The organism is Sphaerospermopsis torques-reginae ITEP-024 (assembly GCF_019598945.1).
In the GTDB taxonomy this organism is placed as follows: domain Bacteria; phylum Cyanobacteriota; class Cyanobacteriia; order Cyanobacteriales; family Nostocaceae; genus Sphaerospermopsis.
The window spans coordinates 1,571,412-1,590,911 of the sequence record NZ_CP080598.1 but is presented as its reverse complement, the minus strand read 5'-3'; the positions used below and the strand labels follow the sequence as shown (position 1 = coordinate 1,590,911).

16 protein-coding genes and 1 pseudogene are annotated in these 19,500 nt (G+C 37.8%); 11 read left to right on the top strand and 6 right to left on the bottom strand.

All coding sequences use genetic code 11. The features are described from left to right. The first annotated feature begins 56 nt into the window (after window positions 1-56). From thrB to K2F26_RS07230, 5 genes are all read left to right on the top strand, one after another. Window positions 57-968: a homoserine kinase gene (thrB, locus tag K2F26_RS07250; protein ID WP_220610930.1), complete on the top strand. Its 912-nt coding sequence runs from the start codon at window positions 57-59 to the stop codon at window positions 966-968. 145 nt (window positions 969-1,113) lie between these two features. Then, a complete protein-coding gene (dcm, locus tag K2F26_RS07245) occupies window positions 1,114-2,607 on the top strand; it encodes a DNA (cytosine-5-)-methyltransferase (RefSeq protein WP_220610929.1) in 1,494 nt (497 codons plus the stop codon). Between the two features lie 137 nt (window positions 2,608-2,744). Continuing rightward, the gene (locus K2F26_RS07240; RefSeq protein ID WP_220610928.1) at window positions 2,745-2,975 is read left to right on the top strand and encodes a DUF433 domain-containing protein; all 231 of its coding nucleotides are present in this window, start codon (window positions 2,745-2,747) and stop codon (window positions 2,973-2,975) included. A 130-nt stretch (window positions 2,976-3,105) separates the two neighbouring features. Continuing rightward, on the top strand, window positions 3,106-3,618 hold the full coding sequence (locus tag K2F26_RS07235; RefSeq protein WP_220610927.1) for a hypothetical protein: 513 nt from the start codon (window positions 3,106-3,108) through the stop codon (window positions 3,616-3,618). A 121-nt stretch (window positions 3,619-3,739) separates the two neighbouring features. Continuing rightward, on the top strand, window positions 3,740-3,955 hold the full coding sequence (locus tag K2F26_RS07230; RefSeq protein ID WP_096572168.1) for an NAD(P)H-quinone oxidoreductase subunit O: 216 nt from the start codon (window positions 3,740-3,742) through the stop codon (window positions 3,953-3,955). Window positions 3,956-4,018: 63 nt separating this feature from the next. Here the strand turns inward: K2F26_RS07230 and K2F26_RS07225 are convergent, their stop codons facing one another. Beyond that, entirely contained in the window at window positions 4,019-4,192 is a 174-nt protein-coding gene (locus tag K2F26_RS07225) for a hypothetical protein (RefSeq protein WP_220610926.1), read from the bottom strand. Window positions 4,193-4,307: 115 nt separating this feature from the next. On the opposite strand from K2F26_RS07225, the gene mdh reads away from it, so the two are divergent. After that, the gene (gene mdh / locus K2F26_RS07220; protein WP_220610925.1) at window positions 4,308-5,294 is read left to right on the top strand and encodes a malate dehydrogenase; all 987 of its coding nucleotides are present in this window, start codon (window positions 4,308-4,310) and stop codon (window positions 5,292-5,294) included. A 60-nt stretch (window positions 5,295-5,354) separates the two neighbouring features. Here mdh and K2F26_RS07215 read toward each other — a convergent pair whose 3' ends face one another. Further along, window positions 5,355-7,010, bottom strand: coding sequence for a metallophosphoesterase family protein (locus K2F26_RS07215; RefSeq protein ID WP_220610924.1), 1,656 nt, complete (start codon window positions 7,008-7,010; stop codon window positions 5,355-5,357). A 237-nt stretch (window positions 7,011-7,247) separates the two neighbouring features. Between K2F26_RS07215 and K2F26_RS07210 the strand changes: the two genes are divergently transcribed. Then, window positions 7,248-8,081, top strand: a complete 834-nt coding sequence (locus tag K2F26_RS07210; protein ID WP_220610923.1) for a carbohydrate ABC transporter permease — start codon at window positions 7,248-7,250, stop codon at window positions 8,079-8,081. A 139-nt stretch (window positions 8,082-8,220) separates the two neighbouring features. Here the strand turns inward: K2F26_RS07210 and K2F26_RS07205 are convergent. Next, window positions 8,221-9,281 (bottom strand): annotated as a pseudogene (locus tag K2F26_RS07205) (IS630 family transposase). A 183-nt stretch (window positions 9,282-9,464) separates the two neighbouring features. After that, on the bottom strand, window positions 9,465-13,862 hold the full coding sequence (locus K2F26_RS07200) for a hypothetical protein (protein ID WP_220610922.1): 4,398 nt from the start codon (window positions 13,860-13,862) through the stop codon (window positions 9,465-9,467). A 418-nt stretch (window positions 13,863-14,280) separates the two neighbouring features. On the opposite strand from K2F26_RS07200, the gene K2F26_RS07195 reads away from it, so the two are divergent. The 3 genes from K2F26_RS07195 to cobT all read left to right on the top strand — a co-directional run bounded on the left by K2F26_RS07195 (window position 14,281) and on the right by cobT (window position 17,060). Beyond that, window positions 14,281-14,979 (top strand): Crp/Fnr family transcriptional regulator, encoded by a 699-nt coding sequence (locus K2F26_RS07195; RefSeq protein WP_220610921.1) that lies wholly within the window; start codon window positions 14,281-14,283, stop codon window positions 14,977-14,979. 149 nt (window positions 14,980-15,128) lie between these two features. Next, on the top strand, window positions 15,129-15,863 hold the full coding sequence (locus tag K2F26_RS07190) for a DUF2232 domain-containing protein (RefSeq protein ID WP_220610920.1): 735 nt from the start codon (window positions 15,129-15,131) through the stop codon (window positions 15,861-15,863). 72 nt (window positions 15,864-15,935) lie between these two features. Further along, window positions 15,936-17,060, top strand: coding sequence for a nicotinate mononucleotide-dependent phosphoribosyltransferase CobT (gene cobT / locus K2F26_RS07185; RefSeq protein ID WP_220611814.1), 1,125 nt, complete (start codon window positions 15,936-15,938; stop codon window positions 17,058-17,060). Here the strand turns inward: cobT and K2F26_RS07180 are convergent. Continuing rightward, window positions 17,037-17,411 carry a hypothetical protein gene (locus K2F26_RS07180; protein WP_220610919.1) on the bottom strand — a complete coding sequence of 125 codons (375 nt, stop codon included), beginning with the start codon at window positions 17,409-17,411 and terminating at the stop codon, window positions 17,037-17,039. The two genes, cobT and K2F26_RS07180, sit on opposite strands and share 24 nt — an antisense overlap. Before the next feature lie 145 nt (window positions 17,412-17,556). Between K2F26_RS07180 and K2F26_RS07175 the strand changes: the two genes are divergently transcribed. Continuing rightward, a complete protein-coding gene (locus K2F26_RS07175; RefSeq protein ID WP_220610918.1) occupies window positions 17,557-18,708 on the top strand; it encodes an extracellular solute-binding protein in 1,152 nt (383 codons plus the stop codon). A gap of 257 nt (window positions 18,709-18,965) precedes the next feature. On the opposite strand, the gene K2F26_RS07170 is transcribed toward K2F26_RS07175, so the two are convergent. After that, window positions 18,966-19,496 carry a hypothetical protein gene (locus K2F26_RS07170; RefSeq protein WP_220610917.1) on the bottom strand — a complete coding sequence of 177 codons (531 nt, stop codon included), beginning with the start codon at window positions 19,494-19,496 and terminating at the stop codon, window positions 18,966-18,968. Window positions 19,497-19,500 lie beyond the last annotated feature (4 nt).

The following is a 19,500-nucleotide window of genomic DNA, read 5'->3' as shown; positions in this document are numbered from 1 at the left end:
TGTTAGATTATTCCTTTCCATGAGATGCTATTTTATTGATTAATAAATATCGGCAAATGTCTACTATTTCTACTGTTACTGTTCAAGTTCCTGCTACTACTGCTAATTTGGGTCCTGGTTTTGACTGCATCGGTGCGGCTTTACAACTGCACAATCAATTTAAGTTTACTCGCAATCTGGGCGGTTTGGTGATTCAAGTTTCTGGTACAGAAGCCAAAAAGGTGCAAACTGATGAAAGTAATCTGCTTTATCAGGCTTTTGTGAAGTTATATGAGCATATCCAAGAAACTCCGCCTGCTGTGAAAATAGAGATTAAGTTGGGTGTACCTTTGGCGCGGGGTTTGGGAAGTTCTGCTACTGCTATTGTGGGTGGGTTGGTTGCTGGTAATGCGTTAGCGGGTTCGCCGTTGTCTGATGTGCAGGTAATGGAATTGGCGATCGCTATGGAAGGACATCCTGATAATGTTGTACCCGCTTTTTTGGGTGGATGTCGTTTAGCTGCTACTGGCAGTAATGGTTGGGAAATTTGTGATCTGACTTGGCACAGAGATATTATACCTGTGGTGGCAATTCCTGATTTTGAGTTATCCACTTCGGAAGCACGTAAGGTTTTACCTACGGAAATAAGTCGGGCTGATGCGATTTTTAATGCTGCTCATTTGGGTTTATTATTGCGGGCTTTGGCAACGAGTCGGGAAGAATGGTTAAGGGCGGCTTTGCAAGATAAATTACATCAACCCTATCGTAAAGCTTTAATTCCTGGTTATGATGCTGTGGAAGCTGCTGCTATAGCTGCTGGCGCTTATGGGATGGTTATTAGTGGTGCTGGTCCGACGCTTTTAGCTTTAACAGATTATCTACATAGTTCTGGTGTAGCCACAGCAATGGCTAATGCTTGGAAACAGGCAGGAATTATTGCTAATGCGCGATCGCTCCCTATTGATATACAAGGGGCGGTGATTTTATAATTCGTAATTCTTAATTTATCAATAACAGAATTTACCCACGATTTACGGGAGAAATGAACCACGAAGACACGAAGAACAAGAAGGAAAGGGGGTTTGAGAGATATTTTTTGTAAGTCGTGAATTTCATTAATATCAAATATCTAGAATGCAAAATGGAAGGTTTACTTTTATTGATCTTTTTGCGGGAATTGGTGGGTTTAAAATTGGATTAAGTAATAATGGTGGTGATTGTATAGGGTTTAGTGAAATAAATCAGGATGCAATTAATACATATTGTGAAAATTTTCAAGTTTCACCTAGTTTGAATTTGGGAGATATTACCAAAATCAAACAATTACCACCTCACGATTTTTTAACTGCTGGTGTTCCTTGTCAAAGTTGGTCTATTGCTGGTAAAAATTTAGGTTTTAATGATGATCGAGGTCAGTTATGGAATGATACAATTTATTTACTGGAACAATCTCAACCCAAGGTATTTATTTTTGAAAATGTTAAAGGTTTGGTTGATCCTCGCAATCAAAATGCTTTATCTTATGTCTTAAAAAGAATTGAGCAAGCTGGATATTATGCTAACTATTTTGTAATTAACTCTTTTGATTATGGTGTACCACAAAATAGGATTCGAGTATATATCATTGGCTTTAAGGAAAAGGCATATTTCCAAAAGTTTGTATTACCCAAACCTCTAGAAAATAAGCTCAAGTTAGGTGATATTTTAGGTATTAATTCGCCTCAAACAGAAAACAAACAAGAAAGTAAAATCATTCAAAGAGACTTATTGGGAAATGTTGTTGAATCTAAAAGTATGAGTCTTTCAACAACAAACGGATTCAATGATTACTTTTTGTTTAATGATCTGAGAAATGGTCATACAACTATACATTCTTGGGATATTATTGATACTACTCAAAGACAGAAAGATATTTGTTTATTATTACTGAAAAACAGAAGAAAAAGTAATTATGGTGAATTAGATGGAAACCCATTGTCATTAGCACATTTCCAAAGTCTAGATCCGTCAATTACACAATCTGAAATTGATGAATTGATCAAATTAGAAATATTAAAGGTTGAAGAGTATCGTTTTATTGTTAAGCAGTATCATATTAATGATTTAACAAAGGATGAAGAATTTATACTGTCATTGAAAAACAATCAAGAAATCATTGTTGATAATTTGAAAAAACAAAAGGAATTGAAAATCAAAAAGATTCCAATTATGAAAGTTATTGCATCTCTTAAAGCCAAAAATATTATTGAATGTACAGAAATTCGTTATGATTTTAAAAAAACTAAAATAAGTACAGGATTATTTGGTGTAAATCGGATATTTTTACCAAGTTCTGATATTTTTCCTACATTAGTGGCAAGTGATACTAATGATTTTATCACTTTAAAAACCATTTCTGCCCAAAATCATCATGATTTTAAACAAAAATTCATCGAGGAAGTTTATAGAAAACAAGAATTTAGAAAAATTACTCAAAGCGAAGCTTGTTTAATACAGGGTTTTCCCAAACATTTTAAATTACCAGAGTCAAGATCAAGATGGATGAAATTAATCGGTAATAGTGTTTCTGTGCCAGTAATTGATAAACTGTGTAAAGCGATTATTGAAACTGGGGTATTTGCAAAATAAGTGCGATCTTGTAATTGTATTGCAGATGGGGTATAATTATTTATATATGATTAAGTTACCCCATAGCCGTAGGGTAATCGCTGTTTTTGGTTAGGTTGAGGAAAGGAATTTAATTTTATCCAACTAATTAATTATTTATGAATTACCGAGATTACATCACGATTGAACCAAATAAACGCGGTGGTAAGCCTTGTGTGCGCGGTTTGCGGATAACGGTTTATGAAGTGCTTGAGTACCTAGCCTCTGATATGACAGAAGCAGAGATTCTGGAAGATTTTCCCGATCTAACACGGGAAGATTTTAAAGCGTGCATCGCTTATGCTGCTGACCGCGAGCGACGATTTATGACTGTGCCATTATCTGTATGAAATTACTTTTTGACGAAAATCTCTCTCCCAAGTTGCCACTCCGTTTGATTGATATTTTTCCAATTATTATATTTTCAGCCGATAAGTAAGCTGTTGTGCGATCGCATTGTATTCTTTCATCATTATATATATGAATAAAATTCAAGCAGAAATCAATGAACTAAACTCACAAATTCAAGCTCTCCTCAGAGAAAGGGCAGTATTAACCCAAAATCATATAGCATCCAGTGAAAATAACACAACCTTGGCAATAGTAGAAGCTTATCGCCGGCAAGCTAGGGAAAATCCCGAAATTGCGGCAGAATTAAAAGGTATTGATGATGCGATCGCCTTTTTAGAACAACAAAAACAACAAAAACAAGCACAGTTAAATAGTTCACTAACTTTTTCTAAACGTCTCTCTCAAAAACAACAAGAATTAGAAGCAGCCAAAAAAGTTGCCGAAATTCACGCCCAAAGGGTAAATGAACTCGCACAAGAACTAGCAGAAGAAATTAAACTGCTCAAAGCCTGTGCTGATGAACTTAGCCCCATGTATTGGCAAGTTTACTACAAACCCTTTATTACCGGATTTAAAACTATCTCAGTTCCTCATGTCCGTTCTGATGGAGAAGTGTGGACAATTGTCAACCGTATTGTTTAAGTATTTAATACATCGCGTGTATTTGGGTTTCTGATCTTTTTAGCTCAAGAAAATCTGCCTTTGTATCTTCCCACAAGATAAAATTTTTAGTAAAAGCGTTGATGAATCGTCAGAGGAACTCATGGCTGTAAAAAAAGGAAATATGGTTCGTGCTGTGCGCGAAAAGTTGGAAAATAGTGTAGAAGCAAAAGCTAGTGATACTCGCTTTCCCTCCTATTTATTTGATAGTCCAGGGGAAATAGTAGATATTAAAGGTGATTATGCTTTGGTGAAGTTCGGAAAAGTACCAACTCCCAATATTTGGTTAAAATTAGAACAATTGGAAGAGTTTGCATAACAAAGGTTGTGCTTTAGTGTACAATTCCCGCAAGGAACTTAAGTTCCTTGCTAATAGCTCAAGTCATCTAAAGATGACTAAATAATTGGGAGTTTCCCAAATTTGTAAATTTATTTCTATCCAAGGAAATAAAATAATCCAAGGAACTGGATATGATTGAACCGCAAAGGGTGCAAAGGACACAAAGGTAAGAGAGTTTAAGAGATTTTTTGGTTTTGCTGCGGTGATTTTTTCCAAATTGGGATGCTCCCAATTAAATTAGAAATTTAATTTCTAACTTCAGTGGATATTAATATTTACTAATCTACTCTACTATTAGTCAGGAATTGCAATTGTCAAGAAAATATTGCTTATGTCTTATTTACTTTCTTCTACTGTTTCCTGTAAATCTCCCCGTGTGACTATTGTGGGTGCGGGTAGAGTTGGTAGCACTTTAGCCCAACGCATTGCAGAGAAAAATTTAGCTGATGTAGTATTGTTAGATATTGTCGAAGGAATGCCCCAAGGTTTAGCTTTAGATTTGCTAGAAGCGAGGGGATTAGAATTACATAATCGGCAAATTAGCGGTACTAATAATTATGCAGATACCGCTAATTCTAATATTGTAGTCATCACCGCTGGTTTTCCCCGTAAACCGGGAATGAGTCGGGATGATTTGCTAAAAATCAATGCCAAAATTGTGGTTGAAGCGGCAAAAAATGCGATCGCTTATTCTCCCCATGCTATTTTTATTGTCGTCACAAATCCTTTGGATGTGATGACTTATTTAACTTGGCAAGTTACAGGTTTACCCAGAAATCAAATCATGGGAATGGCTGGAGTTTTAGACTCAGCAAGATTTGAAACTTTCATTGCTTTAGAATTAGGGGTTTTACCTGCTGATGTCAAAGCAATGGTTTTAGGTAGTCACGGTGATTTAATGGTTCCTTTAGCCCGTTATGCTACTGTTAATGGTATTCCGATTACAGAATTATTAGATGCAGAAAAAATTGAAGGTTTAGTACAAAGAACCCGCAACGGTGGCGCAGAAATTGTGGAATTAATGCACACAGGCGGCGCGTTTTTTGCTCCTGCCTCTGCCACTTCTTTGATGATAGAATCTATTTTATTAAATCAGTCTCGCTTATTACCAGTTGCAGCTTATTTACAAGGTGAATATGGTTTAAATGATGTAGTGATTGGTGTTCCTTGTCGTTTGGGATGTGGTGGAGTAGAAAGTATTTTAGAATTGACTCTCAACGATACAGAAAAAGCAGCTTTACAAACTTCAGCTAATTCTGTCAGTAATAATATCAAAAGAGCGCAAGAAATTTTATCTAATATAGGGAATAGGGAATAGGGAATAGGGAATAGTTTTTTATCCATTACCAATTACCAATTACCAATTACCAATTACCAATTACCCATTACCAATCACAAATTCATCAAATTTCACAACTTGCGAATCAGGTTTTTTGGTATTAAAGCGATAACTGCTAATAGTACCTGTTCCCGTGTCGAAAATGCTGAAAACTGTAATCTCATTACTTGCAATATAAGGTAAAGGTTTACCATCTTCTCCTAATAATGGCGAAATATTTGGTATAACTGGTTCTAAACCATTAGGATCACCAATTCTGGTATAATCATTTTCTGGATAATTGACGGGAATATCTCGCTTTCTTTCACCCCAAGCAGCACCATAGGAATTACCAACATTAGAAGTTTCTAAAAAGTGCATTCCACTTTCACTAACAAACCTATTCCATAAATGGGAATGTCCATAAAATACTAACTGCACTTTAGCAGCTTCTAATAAAGGAATCACATCCTGAATAATATAATCTGCATTTTTGGGATATTCGTAATTTACAGATTTAATATTTCCTGTTTGATCTTTTTCAATAATTTGCACAGGATTAGTGTAAGCTGGAACAATATTATCACCCAAAGTATGAGGAGGATGATGAAACATGACTACTTTATATTTTGCTTGTTTAAATTCAGGACTTTTTAATTCTTCCTGCAACCAATTATATTGATCACTTCCTTGAAAAATAGGTTCATAAATTAACTGTCCATAACCCCAATTTTCAGGATGATCAAAATCCTTTTCTGGTTCTATATATTTACCTTTCCTCTCGGAATTTAATTGAGGATGTCGCCACATATTTGTAATATACAAAACCACCAAACGGACATCACCAAAAGTAACAGTGTAATAGGTTTTTCCACCTGATTTAGTTTGCGGTAAAGTAAAAATTTCCTCGTAAGTGATAGTATTAAAAGAATTATCTTTTACAGATTTTACACCATACAAATTTTCGGCAACTTCACGGGGAATAGTATCATTAAATTCATCATTTAAACTCTTTGTTCTCTGATATCTTCCCATGACTTCATGATTACCAATACAAGGAAACATAGGGGCATTTTGAATAATTTTACCACCAGTGTAAGTAACCTTGACACCATCATGAGATTCCATTGTATAATTAGCACGACCTTGTAAACCTGGAAACAAAGCATTTCCGCGATTATCATCAAACCATTCAGAAGCACGATCTGGAACATTAATTAAATCTCCTGCAAACCATACCCCGTCAACTTTCCCGACAGTTTCCACCACTTTTTGTAAATTTGCTGCTGTCATCGGTTTTAATTGATGATCAGATGTGAGGAGAATTTTTAAAGGTGTATCGGGTTTTGGAGTAGGTGCAAGAGTAAAAACTTCACTATTAACCTTTTTCCCATCTTCTCGTATACTGGTGACATAATAAGGAACTCGCAGATTAGGAGTTAAACCAGAAACTTCAGCTTCATGTCGCCAAATATCTCTTTTTACAGGTTGTTGATAAACTTGCCCATTTGCCTTTTGATCTGCTACTCTTGATTCTTGATCTTCCCGAACACGACTAAGTTTAGTGGTTTTTGCAATTGAATTTCTATCAAGTTGATCACCGTAAACAACCAAATGTTTAGCACCTGCAAACTCAGTAAACCAAACTACTCGCACAGAATTTTCTGTTGGTAGTTGTAAAAATGGATCTGTTAATAGTTGCGGTGGTGATATCATAGTTGCTTCTCCCAAAAACTCACACTTACTACCGTCAAACATATTACCAGAAAAAGTACAATATTTAGGGTATTCTTTATATGCTTAGACCAAAAGCTGAACTCCTACCTTCAAACGGAAAGAAGACTTCTTTTCTTCCTTTGTGTACTTTGCGTACTTTGCGGTTAGTTTAATCAATATCAAAAGCAGCATAACAGATAATTCTTATTACTTTGCGTCTTTGAGTGAGAAAAAAATATGAACATCAAAAAATCAAATCGGCAAATTTTCATTATATACGGATTATTGACAGCGATCGCACTCCTCACCCTTTTTCCCTTATTATGGCTCATTAGTACAGCATTAAAATCACCAACAGAAAATCTTTTACAATCTCCACCACAATTATTACCCCTTCAACCGACTTTAAATAACTTCACTCGTGTTTGGCAATCTTTACCCTTTGGGCAATATTTATATAACAGTATTTTCGTGTCTTTCTTGACTGTAGTATTGAATTTGCTATTTTGTTCTTTAGCTGCTTATCCTTTAGCCAGATTATCATTTGTAGGACGCAACGGAATTTTTATTGCTATTGTTTCCACAATTATGATTCCCTTTCAAATAGTCATGATTCCCTTATATATTTTGACAGTGCAGTTAGGTTTAACAAATAGTTATTTAGGAATGATTTTTCCCGGTTTAGCTTCTGCTTTTGGGATTTTCTTATTAAGACAAGCTTTTATGGGAGTGCCTAAAGAAATAGAAGAAGCAGCCCGCATGGATGGCAGTTCTGAGTTAGGATTGTGGTGGTTTGTGATGTTACCCGCTATTAAACCAGCACTAATAACTCTGGCTATTTTTGTGTTTATTGGTGCTTGGAGTGACTTTTTATGGCCTTTAATTGTTATCCAAGATGAAAGTTTATATACTTTACCCTTGGGAGTGGCTAAATTAGCAGGTACATTTTCTTTAGATTGGCGATTAGTAGCAGCAGGATCTGTAATTTCTATTGCTCCAGTTTTGCTATTATTTCTCTTTTTACAAAGGTTTATTGTCCCTACAGATACAGGTAGCGGTGTTAAAGGATAATTGATAATTGACAATTGATAATTGATAATTGTTTCATTCAAGGCTTAAAACCTCTCCCTTCAAGGGAGAGGTAATTGTCAATTTTTCATTGTTAATTGTCCATTATTGAATAATATCATGTCCGGGTAATGACTTACGATTAAGCGCCAGTTTGCAACCACCAATGAAAACCCGTCAAACCACGAATTAAATCAGGCTGTTGGAGTAAAGATTGACACCGATGAAATAAGACATCCTCTAAATCATCGAGTGTCTCAAAAGATTGATTAGCAATTGGTTCGTCCACCAAAGTCCAAAGCCTTTCTGCGGGTTGTAATTCAGGTGAGTGAGATGGTAATAATGTTAAATGCAGCCCTTCGGGAATCTGTAAACTCTTACTGGTATGCCATCCGGCTTGGTCAACGGCTAAAAGAATACGTTTATTAGCACCTAAGCCAAATTCTTGAGCAAAATCGGCTAAAACCTGATTGAATAGCTCTGTGTTCACATAAGGAAGAATCCACCAATAGGTTTCTCCAGTTTTAGGATGTACAAAAGCATACAACCATAGCCATTTAAACCGCCAATTCACATCAGCAATTGGTTGTTCTCCTTCTGGTACATAAACTCGTCGTAAAACTGGTTTAAGTCCCAAGCGATGTTCATCTTCGCACCACAACTGAATTTCCGCATCTGGGTAGCTGGTTTGCAGTTGTTCTACTTCTGTAGCAATTTTTTTTTCCAGGCTTGTTGTTCAAAAGGGTCGCTTTTTGTATGAGACGGACGGGGTACTCTGAGCCTGAAAGTCATCTGCCGCAATATTTCCCATCCCCTCTGTCTGCTTATCTTTGTTCCTGTGACTTCACTCAACCAATCTGCTACCTTTCTCCCATTCCATAATCCTCCATCTGGTGCTTTTTCTTGTAACGCTTGCCATAAATGTGCCTGCTGGATATCATCTACTAGCGGCTGTGTACCTTGGTTTAACTGTCTACGATCGCCTAATCCTTCGATCCCTAACTCGTTGTATCTTTTTACCAATGCGTACATCCATGTTCTGCTGTAGCCTGTGATTTCCTCGATTTCTTCCGTTTTTTTGCCTTGCGCTACTAACCAAATAATCTGGTACTGACGGCTTTCTATCCCGTCTTTAGCTTGACGGTAACGTTTTTCTAACTCTTCAATACTCAGATGTGTGGCTACACTAATTCGTTTCGGCATTGGTCATCTTTGCACTCACCTCTTTTATCGTAAGCGATTAGCCGGACATGATATAATTTTGGATTTTGGATTTTGGATTTTGGATTGTTTTTGTTATCTCCAATCTAAAATCTAAAATCTAAAATCTAAAATTTTCCTCCCTGTTCCCTGTTCCCACAAAAAGACTTTTTCAGCAAACCCTATTTATTGGCTAACAGTTGAGACAAAGTTAACCGCTAAAGGTTCTTCTAGTGATTGTAAAGAACTAGCTTTGATAGCATCCAAATAACGACGCAACAACAAAAGTTGTTGAGAATTGGGACGATATGTGAGATTTCCTTGTTTTTGAAACAATGGTGCGGAGGCGATCGCCTGATAATCAGGATTTTCCTGAGAAGTTTTTGCCAACCACAGAGAATTTAAAGATGTTTGCCCTGAAAGATGTTTATCATCCGGTTCTGGTAAGGTTTCAGCAGCAACAGTAGGTATTAAACCAGCAGGTAGTTCACCTTCCAAGAAAGCCAGCAAACGCTGTTGACAAATGCGGGTATTGATGCCACGATTCTCAAACAATTGCAGAATTTCACCAAAAGATAGAGAACGCATGGTTTCACCACCTGAGCTATGCGGTAAAATTTTCAGCAATTCCGAAAACAAGAAGTAATCTGTATACTGTTGTCTAGGTATTTCTAAAACCTGGGGATGTAGAGGTAAAGTAGCCAAACCATAAGCCACCCGACTGCATTTAGGAGCGCCATTTTCACCCAGATATAAATCCTGAATAATTTTGGCATTGGGAAGTTTTTGTCTTAACCAACGGTTGACTGTAGCAATGGCAGCTACCCCACCAGAAATAATCGCCTGATCAACAGCTTCTGTAGGAATACCACGAGCTACTAATAATTTATTCAGTTCCCGGTTGAGACGACGTATGTAGGGGACAAAAACCTGAGTTTCCAAATCTCGTCGCTGCAATACCCAGCACTGATCTGCTAACTCCAGAGTGAAAGATTCTTGATGTTGCAAAATCAGCTTCAGAGCCAGAGCAGCATCTAACAATCCCTGTCCCAACAAAGAACTTTCCAACTTTTGCTGTAAGCGGATGCGGGAAAGTAGATCCGGTTCTCCAACTCGTGGTAGTTCTAACGCTTCCAAACTCAAACTAGACCATTGTATCTGGTCTAAACCAGGAATTGAGGGTTGCCAATGCCAAGGATTACTACTAGAAATGCTACTGTTAACTTTTGACCTCCCACGAAGTTGACGAGATTTTGGTGGTAGTAGCAACTGACAAATAATATCCTGCTCCATAGCCTTACCAGCATAGGCAAAACTGTGAAGCATAAAATCTCTGTATGTTAATTGGCTCAAATCTGCCGGTAAATCAACCAATGCCATCTCTGTAGAAGTAGCACCAATATTTAGAGCCAGAGTTGTACCCGCATGGAAATTTTCACTGGTTTTTAAAGGACGCAAACCTTGATGATCATGCAACTGTACTGAAGGAGAATTGCTAGGATTAAGTTCTGGCAGCAAACTAGCGATCGCCTCCTCCACAAAAAATATCTCTTGGGGATGGGAAACAAGCTGACTAGCCAATATTGCTTCCCGCACATTAAAACGATATTGTTCAGACCAACTAGAAGGACAACTACAAACAACACCGGCAATATTATTCATAATCTCAGAGAAAACTTGAGTATCTATCCCCACAGCATGAGGAATTAAAGCCGGAGTTGTACTAGTTTGATCCGATTTGAGAGTTAACAGTAATTTAGAGAGCGATCGCACCACCCAAATCAAAGGACCTGCGGAAAATTCATTTAACTGCAACACAGGTTCCCATTTTTGCTGCGTAGTTCTATAGGAAATCCCTATGTCTAAAAAAGGCTTTAAATGAGCAGAGTAAAGATTTTGTTTCGGTGCTGTTGTGGAGCGAGTTTTATCCTGTGACACCACCGCAGGTGTTGTCTGCTCTATATTTTCTCTGCTTTCCGTGTCTGAATGAGGTATAGAAGCCGTAGGTAAATAAACTTCTGCTGGTAAACGAAAAGATTGCTCAAAAGCAGTATTACCTGATGGATTTTCTGTTGACCAGTAAATCGGATACACAACCAACTGCGAACGATTCAACAACGCTGCGGAAATCCCAGTTGTACCCAAATCAATTCCTAAATACCAAACAAAGTTTGGGTCGTTGACTCTCAACACAGAATTATCACTTAACTTGTCATCGCCCAGCAAAGCAGCTTGTGGTGCAGAATTTGTGACTTCCTTTTTTTTTTCAGTTTGCGGACTATTCAAATTAGAAACAGCAGCTAATGGGATATTTTCTGTTGCTGTGCTGCTAGGAGATTCCATCAACTGCATTCCTGTATCCAGGATATCCTGGAGAATATTCTGACCTTCAGATACCGAATCCTGCAAACTTTCTACTTTCGTTGTCTGTTGCGATTCAGAATTTAACCGCCAATCAAAATTGGTTAAATCTCGATCCAACTGCTGCAACTGCGCTTCATCTAAAACAATATTCGGTATACCTTGCGTCTCTGTATCCGTATGATTTAGAGATAGTAAATTTTCCTGTGGTGAAGCCAGAATATAAGCAGATGCTAAATTTTGTGTATCTGTCGATTCTTCTACAGGAGAGCTAACTATGGGAGTCTCTAGTTCTGTAGTGTCTGGATGATCATCAACAGCTAAAGCTTCTGTAACTTGTTCTTCACCGAAGACATCAACTAGCAAGTCCGTCAGGACTGTGATTGTATCACTACTATCTGGATGAAAGTTCAGTAATGTAGGAGTGCTGGCAAATTCAGCTTGTGATTGCGTATCCTCTGGCAACAAGGATTTTTCCCATAAATCAGATGATGCTGGCTCTATAGTTTCTACAACCATAGCCGCATTTTCAGGTGGAAAATTGTTACTCTGCTCAAAAAGATTTAAATCCTCTTGCTCTACAGTCTCTGACGACACCTGCACATTAAGCTCTTGTGCTTCTTCCTGTGCTTCTTCTTGTGCTTCTGGAATAATTGGTGATGCTGACATACTTTCACCAATCTCAGCAGTGTTATCTACTTCACTTGTCACCACTGGCACAGCAGTAGATTCTGTAGTCGATTCTGTAGTCGATTCTGTTGATTTAATCCTATCTGCACCACCAAACAAACTCGCATACAGTTCATCTACTTCATCAATACTCTCTGACTGAGTTTCATCAGGGGTGGTAAAAGAAGCAGCAACTGAACTTGAAATCTCATCTGACCTCAGTTGTAACAGCACTGCCTCCAGATTCTCCACAATCTCAGGTTCTTGAATGTCCGCAGTCACAATATCCTGAATTAATTCCTCCCCATTCTCTGATGGAGATTCATCAGAACTAATATTAGAACTCATAAAACTATCAAATGCTGAAACTGGTGCTGGTTGTGCAGTCAGTTGTAACAGCACTGCTTCCAAATTTTCCACAATCTCAGGTTCTGGTGTTTGAGCCGCAATAGTATCCTGAATTAATTCCTCCCCATTCTCTGATGGAGATTCATCAGAACTAATATTAGAACTCATAAAACTATCAACTGCTGAAACTGGTGCTGGTTGTGCAGTCAGTTGTGAAATCACTGCTTCCAAATTTTCCACAATCTCAGGTTCTGGTGTTTGAGCCGCAATAGTATCCTGAATTAATTCCTCAGCAACAGAAGAAACAGGTTGTACTTCTGTTGCAGAATCTAACCCAAAGGTTAAAGGTGGAGCATCTGGAGATTGTATTTGTAAAATCTGATGCAAATTATTCAGAAAATTTGCCATCAACTGTTCACCTTGCAACCCCTGACTGTGCATTCTTGCCAGTGCTTGGGATAAAGACTGATAATAAGTGTTAATGTTACGCTCTAATGCCCCAAAGATAACGTTAACAGTTCCATCTAGTGATAGTAAACGTTGATCCAACTCCTTGGCCAAACTAGCTAACCTTTCTAACCTTTCGACGGATTCCACAACAGGTTGAATAGCAGAGTTGCTGACTTCTTGCTTAGTTTCACCTGTAGTCAAACTAGAAGAATTAGCTGCATTTCTTGTTAAATATGGAATTAAATTTGGCACTAAACGACTGACTAACACTTGCAGAAATTCGCTAATTATCTGCTCTTGGGTGGCTAACTGCTGTGTTAAGGAATAGTTTTGCAGTCGCTTTTGCTCTAGCTGTCTAATTTCCTGGACAAGAGAAGCTCTTTCTTGCAACAGACTTGATAATTCTGCTTGCAATGGTTGAAGCACAACCGAAATTTCATCTTTTAATTGTTCTGCTGTAAAATTAGCCTCTGGCTGTTGGGATTGATAAGACTGTGATGCAGCTTGGTTATGCTCCTGCTCCACATATCGCGCCAACAAAGATGACAGTGGTGGTGTCTGTGATTGCTCCACAGGAGTTTCTTCTGGTGTCTCACTTTCATTGACTTTGACAAGAAACTCACGCACTCGCTGTAAAACATCTCTCTCTTCTTGTCCCTGACCAGACAGCAGTTTTGATAGGGGATTACCACTATTGGCAAGCAAGTTGTCAATATCTGCAATCAGTTTGTGAATTTCATCTTTACGGGAAGTCACGTTAAATTACCTTAGCTAGAAATGTACTGTGATGTTTATGGTGATTAAATTTACAAAAGCACTGAGTGACCAAATTTATTGCTCGTACTTCTGACGGCAATTATGTTATGAATCACTCAGAGATGCAACTTGATTCCGATGATTAGCTTTGTTTTTAGGTAGTTCGCCAGATTTTGAGTTAAGTTAACTGTAAAATCAAAATTCGATGGTTTAGTGGTGGCAGGGAGGTCAGCCTGGTGTATTTAATCAGCAAATACTAAGAGAAAGTAAAAATTGTTGAGAAAAAATTATATTGTCGTTTTCTTGTGTAACATAGTTTAGTCTCCTCTTTGAAAGCGGCTGTAATAATTTGATAGGTAAGGCTCAAAACACCGATCTTACTTGTTCTGTTCATAGCAGCTTAAATAAATATGTCCTAATGGAATACCGATATAGCTTGCAGACATACGCTAAAAACTGGATCACTTCAGCACCCTTTTTTCAAGGGTTGCCTCAATCTATTGTAGAAACAGCCCTCACCAATCTTGTTACCCGTACCCACCCAGCCAACCAAGTGATCCTGCTAGAAAATGACTGGGGTGGTTCAGTATATTTTATTTTAGAGGGATGGGTAAAAATCCGTACATACAATTTAGAAGGAAAAGAGGTAACACTAAACATTATTGGGCATGGGGAATTATTTGGAGAAATGGCGGCACTAGATGAAGTTCCCCGTTCCACTGATGTCATCACTCTTACCCCAACCATGATCGGCAGTATGCCTGCTCAAGATTTTGTCAAATTGTTACAAACAGAACCTTTAGCGGGAATGAGATTATCCCAATTAATGGCGCGACGATTAAGACAAGTAAATCGTCGTTTGCGTCTGCGAGAATCAGATAGTCAATCACGGGTAGCAGATACTTTGCTATTTTTAGCAGAGGGACAGGGTAAGATAGGAGAAACAGGTACAGAAATTCCTAATTTACCCCATCGAGAATTGAGCAGTTTGAGTGGACTGGCACGGGAAACAGTTACACGCATACTGACAAGGTTAGAAAAAAAAGGCTTGATTATCCGGGAACAAGATGTCATCTGTATCCCCGATGTAGTAGCTTTGGAAAAAATGATCATTTAGTAGGGAAGAGGGAAGAGGGAATAGGGAATAGGGAATAGGGAATAGATGATTATTTATTACCAATCACCAATCACCAATCACCAATCACCCATCACCAATCACCCATCACCAGCCAAAACAGATATGATAGGTGTTAAAACAAACATGATATGAGTATTTTAGATTCTCTGCCAGATGAACCGGGAGAAGATCCATCACCTGAATCATTAACTCCTGGTAATCAGCCTGATCAACACCAACAATTAAAGCGCCCCCAACTTAAAGTTGATGCTCCTTTGAGGATGGTGGAAACGGCATTTTTAGCCAGTACCTCTAGTTTAATTTGGTTTATTAATTTCTATTTTCCCTTGGGTCCGGTTTTACGGATGTTTTTCCCTGTTCCCATTGCTCTAGTTTATTTACGCTGGGGTAAACGCGCTGCTTGGATGGCTGCGGTAACATCTGGTTTACTGTTGGCGGTGCTGATGGGACCTGTTCGCAGTATGTTATTCGTGATGCCTTTTGGTTTGATGGGTGTACTGTTAGGAGCAACTTGGCATCGTCGTGTACCTTGGATTGTGTCAATTACTTTAGGTATGCTCCTGGGTACTTTGGGTGTGTTTTTCCGTCTGTGGTTACTGTCGGTTTTATCTGGTGAAGATTTGTGGGTTTATGTGATTAACCAGGTGACAGAAATTATTGAATGGATATTCCTGAAACTGCAAATATTAGCAACTCCAAGTGTGTTTGTTGTTCAAGTGGGCGCTATGCTTTTGATTGCATTCAACAACTTGATTTATTTGTTTGTGGTACATCTGGTAGCATGGTTACTTTTGGATCGTCTGGGAAATCCTATTCCCCCTCCCCCACGTTGGGTACAAATCTTATTGGATTATGAAGGTTAATTGATAATTGATAATTGATAATTGATAATTCATAAACTCCTGTCTGTTCCCTATTCCCTGTTCCTAATGACAATGATTAAAATTTATACCCAAATTGAACAGGGTGAAGCATGGCTCAAACCTTATTATGGTAGTTTACCTATTTTTGCCTGTGTTTTAGGTTTTACAGAAACTTGTTTGATTCCTGGTATTTCTGCTGCTGGGTTGACTCCAGAGGATAGAAAATATACTGCTTGTGCTGATGCGGAATTTTTGTATTATGGTGCAACCCCTCAGCCTAAATACCCTTTACCACCTTTGACTGCTGGCGCTTCCCCGGTGCTAATTTCTCGTGCTGTGGTGGAAGAACTAAAAATACCAGTTTATTTGTTTAATGCTGGTTTACCCTTAACTCCATCTGTACCATTTATTGATTTGGGAGGCACGACTGCCAGGTGTTTAAGTACAGGTACTGCTATGGAAATAGCCACAGTTAAACATTTGCTGGAACAAGGTTTACTTTGGGGTGATCAACTCGGTGCTAAACACTCTCAGGGATATCTAATTTTAAGTGAGTGTGTTGTGGGTGGTACTACAACTGCTTTGGCAATTTTAACTGGTTTAGGTATTGATGCGGCTGGAAAAGTTAATAGTAGTCATTCTGTTTGTAATCATGCACAAAAGTGGGCTGTAGTACGAGCAGGTTTGGAAAAACGCCACAATTTTACAGATCCTCTGGAACTTGTAGCAGCAGTAGGTGATCCAATGCAAGTAGTGGTAGCTGGGATGGCGATCGCTGCTAGTCGGCGTTGTGGGGTTTTGCTGGCTGGTGGTACACAAATGCTGGCTGTTTATGCTTTACTGCAAGCGATCGCTCAAGCTTACTCTTTGTCTTGGCAACCAGAAGCAATAGTTGTTGGTACAACTCGTTGGGTTGCAGAAGACACTACCGGGGCTACAGTTGACTTAGCCCTCAGCTTGGGTAAAAACAACTTTAGTCGAGGTAAAATCACTCCTCCCCTACTAGCTACACAATTAAGTTTTGCTGATTCTCGTTATCCCCAACTCCAAGCTTATGAGCAGGGTTTTGTCAAAGAAGGTGTTGGTGCTGGAGCAGCGTGTATAGCCGCCTATATCAGTCAAAATTGGCAGCAAGAACAGCTTTTAACAGCTATTGAAGCCCAAATAACACAATTAATGAATTCGTTGTCGCATTAATTGTTCTTCTAAAGCAGCAATACGATTATATGCTGCTGTTAATTGGGCTGTTAGTCGTTGGATTTGAATCTCTGGTGTTATTAGCTTATCTCCAGCTTGCATATTCATATCTGGATAAATGCCATCTATTAACACATCCTTATGTTCCAAATCAGAATTGAAAGTAATCTGTGGTTTGAAGTTGAACATTTCAAGTTCATGATTTTCTAGATAATTATCTTTTGGCTGTTTTTGCTCTAAAAAGCAATCTGACAAACCCTGAGATAGTTTCCTGTCAAGGTTGTCAATCACTTGGTATAGAGCATCTACTTTCTGGCTCAAAGTCAGTATCTGTGTTTGCAGTGAGTCCATTTAATACCTTTATTCCCAAATAGTGTTTCTATGTTATTCAATTTACTGGAAATGTTAAAAATACTTATGATTTATTTAATCTTTGATATTTTTCTTGGTATGATCCTAAATAAATCATTAATTATATTCCTAAAGTTAAAAATAAATGAATCGACGTTCTTTTTTGATAGGTACAAGCGGACTGGTTATTTTCCAAATGCTGATGGGGTGTAATAGACCGAACCAGACGCAATTTAATGTGCAACTGTTAAAAGGTTCTATACCTGGATACGTGGTTAATCAGTTTCGTAAAACTTTACAGTCAGAGGTAAATTTAAAGTTTGTCCCTGTTAATCAAATTTATGATTTATTTAAACAGTTACAAACTTGGCAACAACCAGATGCTAATAACAAAGAAGGATGGAGTCGTTGGATTCCATTTAGGCAAAATTCAAAAGTTACTAAATCTGACTTAGTAACATTAGGAGATTATTGGCTAAAAGCAGCTATTGAACAGAAACTAATTCAACCATTGGAAACAGAAAAAATTAAACAATGGTCAACTTTAAATCCAAAATGGCAGCAACTGGTAAAAAGGGATGATCAAGGAAACATAGATCCACAAGGTAAGGTTTGGGCAGCACCTTATCGCTGGGGTAATACAGTAATTGTTTATAATCGGGAAAAGTTGCAACAATTTGATTGGCAACCAAAAGATTGGAGTGATTTGTGGCGCAGTGATTTGCGATCGCGCATTTCCTTACTGAATAATTCCAGAGAAGTTATTGGTTTAGTTTTAAAGAAACTAGGAAAATCCTACAATACAGAAAATCTGGCAGAAATTTCCTCTTTAGAAACAGAATTACAAACATTAAATCAACAAGTAAAATTCTATGATTCCACTACCTATCTAGAACCGCTAATTATGGGAGATACTTGGTTAGCTGTGGGTTGGTCAAATGATGTCATACCTGTACTCAGTCGTTATCCCAAGCTTAATGCTATCATTCCCCAATCAGGAACAGCAATTTGGGCTGATTTATGGGTAAACCCAGCAGGAGTTGAGCAAAGCAATTTATCATCCGAATGGATTAATTTTTGTTGGCAACCAAATATAGCTAAGGAAATTACTATATTGACTAAAACCAACACGCCTATTACGACAAATATTCCTGCCTCTGATATTTCCCAACCATTACAAAACCTATTATTAACTAATCAGGAAGTATTTGATAAAAGCGAATTTATTCTACCATTATCAGCAGCAGCAACAAAACAGTATGAATCTTTGTTTACGAAAATGAAAAATCCAGGATAATTGAATTATCAATTATCAATTAGTAAGTATTCAGCTATCAGTAATCAGTAATCAGTAATCAGCTTTTACCTACATTGAGACAGATTTGTCTTAAAATTAGCAGAATGTTGTCAAATTTCACAACTGTTAATGAGAGAAAGCTACAGGTTAGTATTGATGTTTTTTAGGCTCTTGCTGATGGCTGATGGCTGACGGCTGAATGCTTACATCAATTATCAATTATCAATTATCAATTATCAATTATCAATTATCAATTATCAATTATCAATTGGTAAACCTAACTTACTTTGATTGGTCATTTGGATATTACATATTTCTGGATTTAAATCCAGTTTACAGGTGTAAGTTGCTAACATTTCTTTTTGATAATTGAAAACGCGGATGTTATAACCAAAATTACGAGTATAATTACCCAGATTATGCACAAATCGGTAGCGTTCTAGATAATCTAATAAACTCCAAATTTGCTGATTTACGATCAAGTCTACACGGGCTGATTCATTTTCAGACGCTGGATATGCTATCCAATTATCTAAAAGTTTATTTTCGGCATTTTCTTTTGCCCACCATAAACTAGGGATAGTTAAACCTTGTGGGTTGATAGTGTTAGCTGTGATGACGGAGCTTTTGGGCTGACTCAATAAATTTAGTTCTAGTGGTGCATCGGAAGGACGGGGTATATTTCCCGCCTGTGAAGCTAGAATGGGTAAACTAGAAAAAGTAGTCAGACTCGCGCTGAGTATGAGTAACAGAGATTTTTGGGAAGTGATAAAATTCTTTTTAGACATAAGT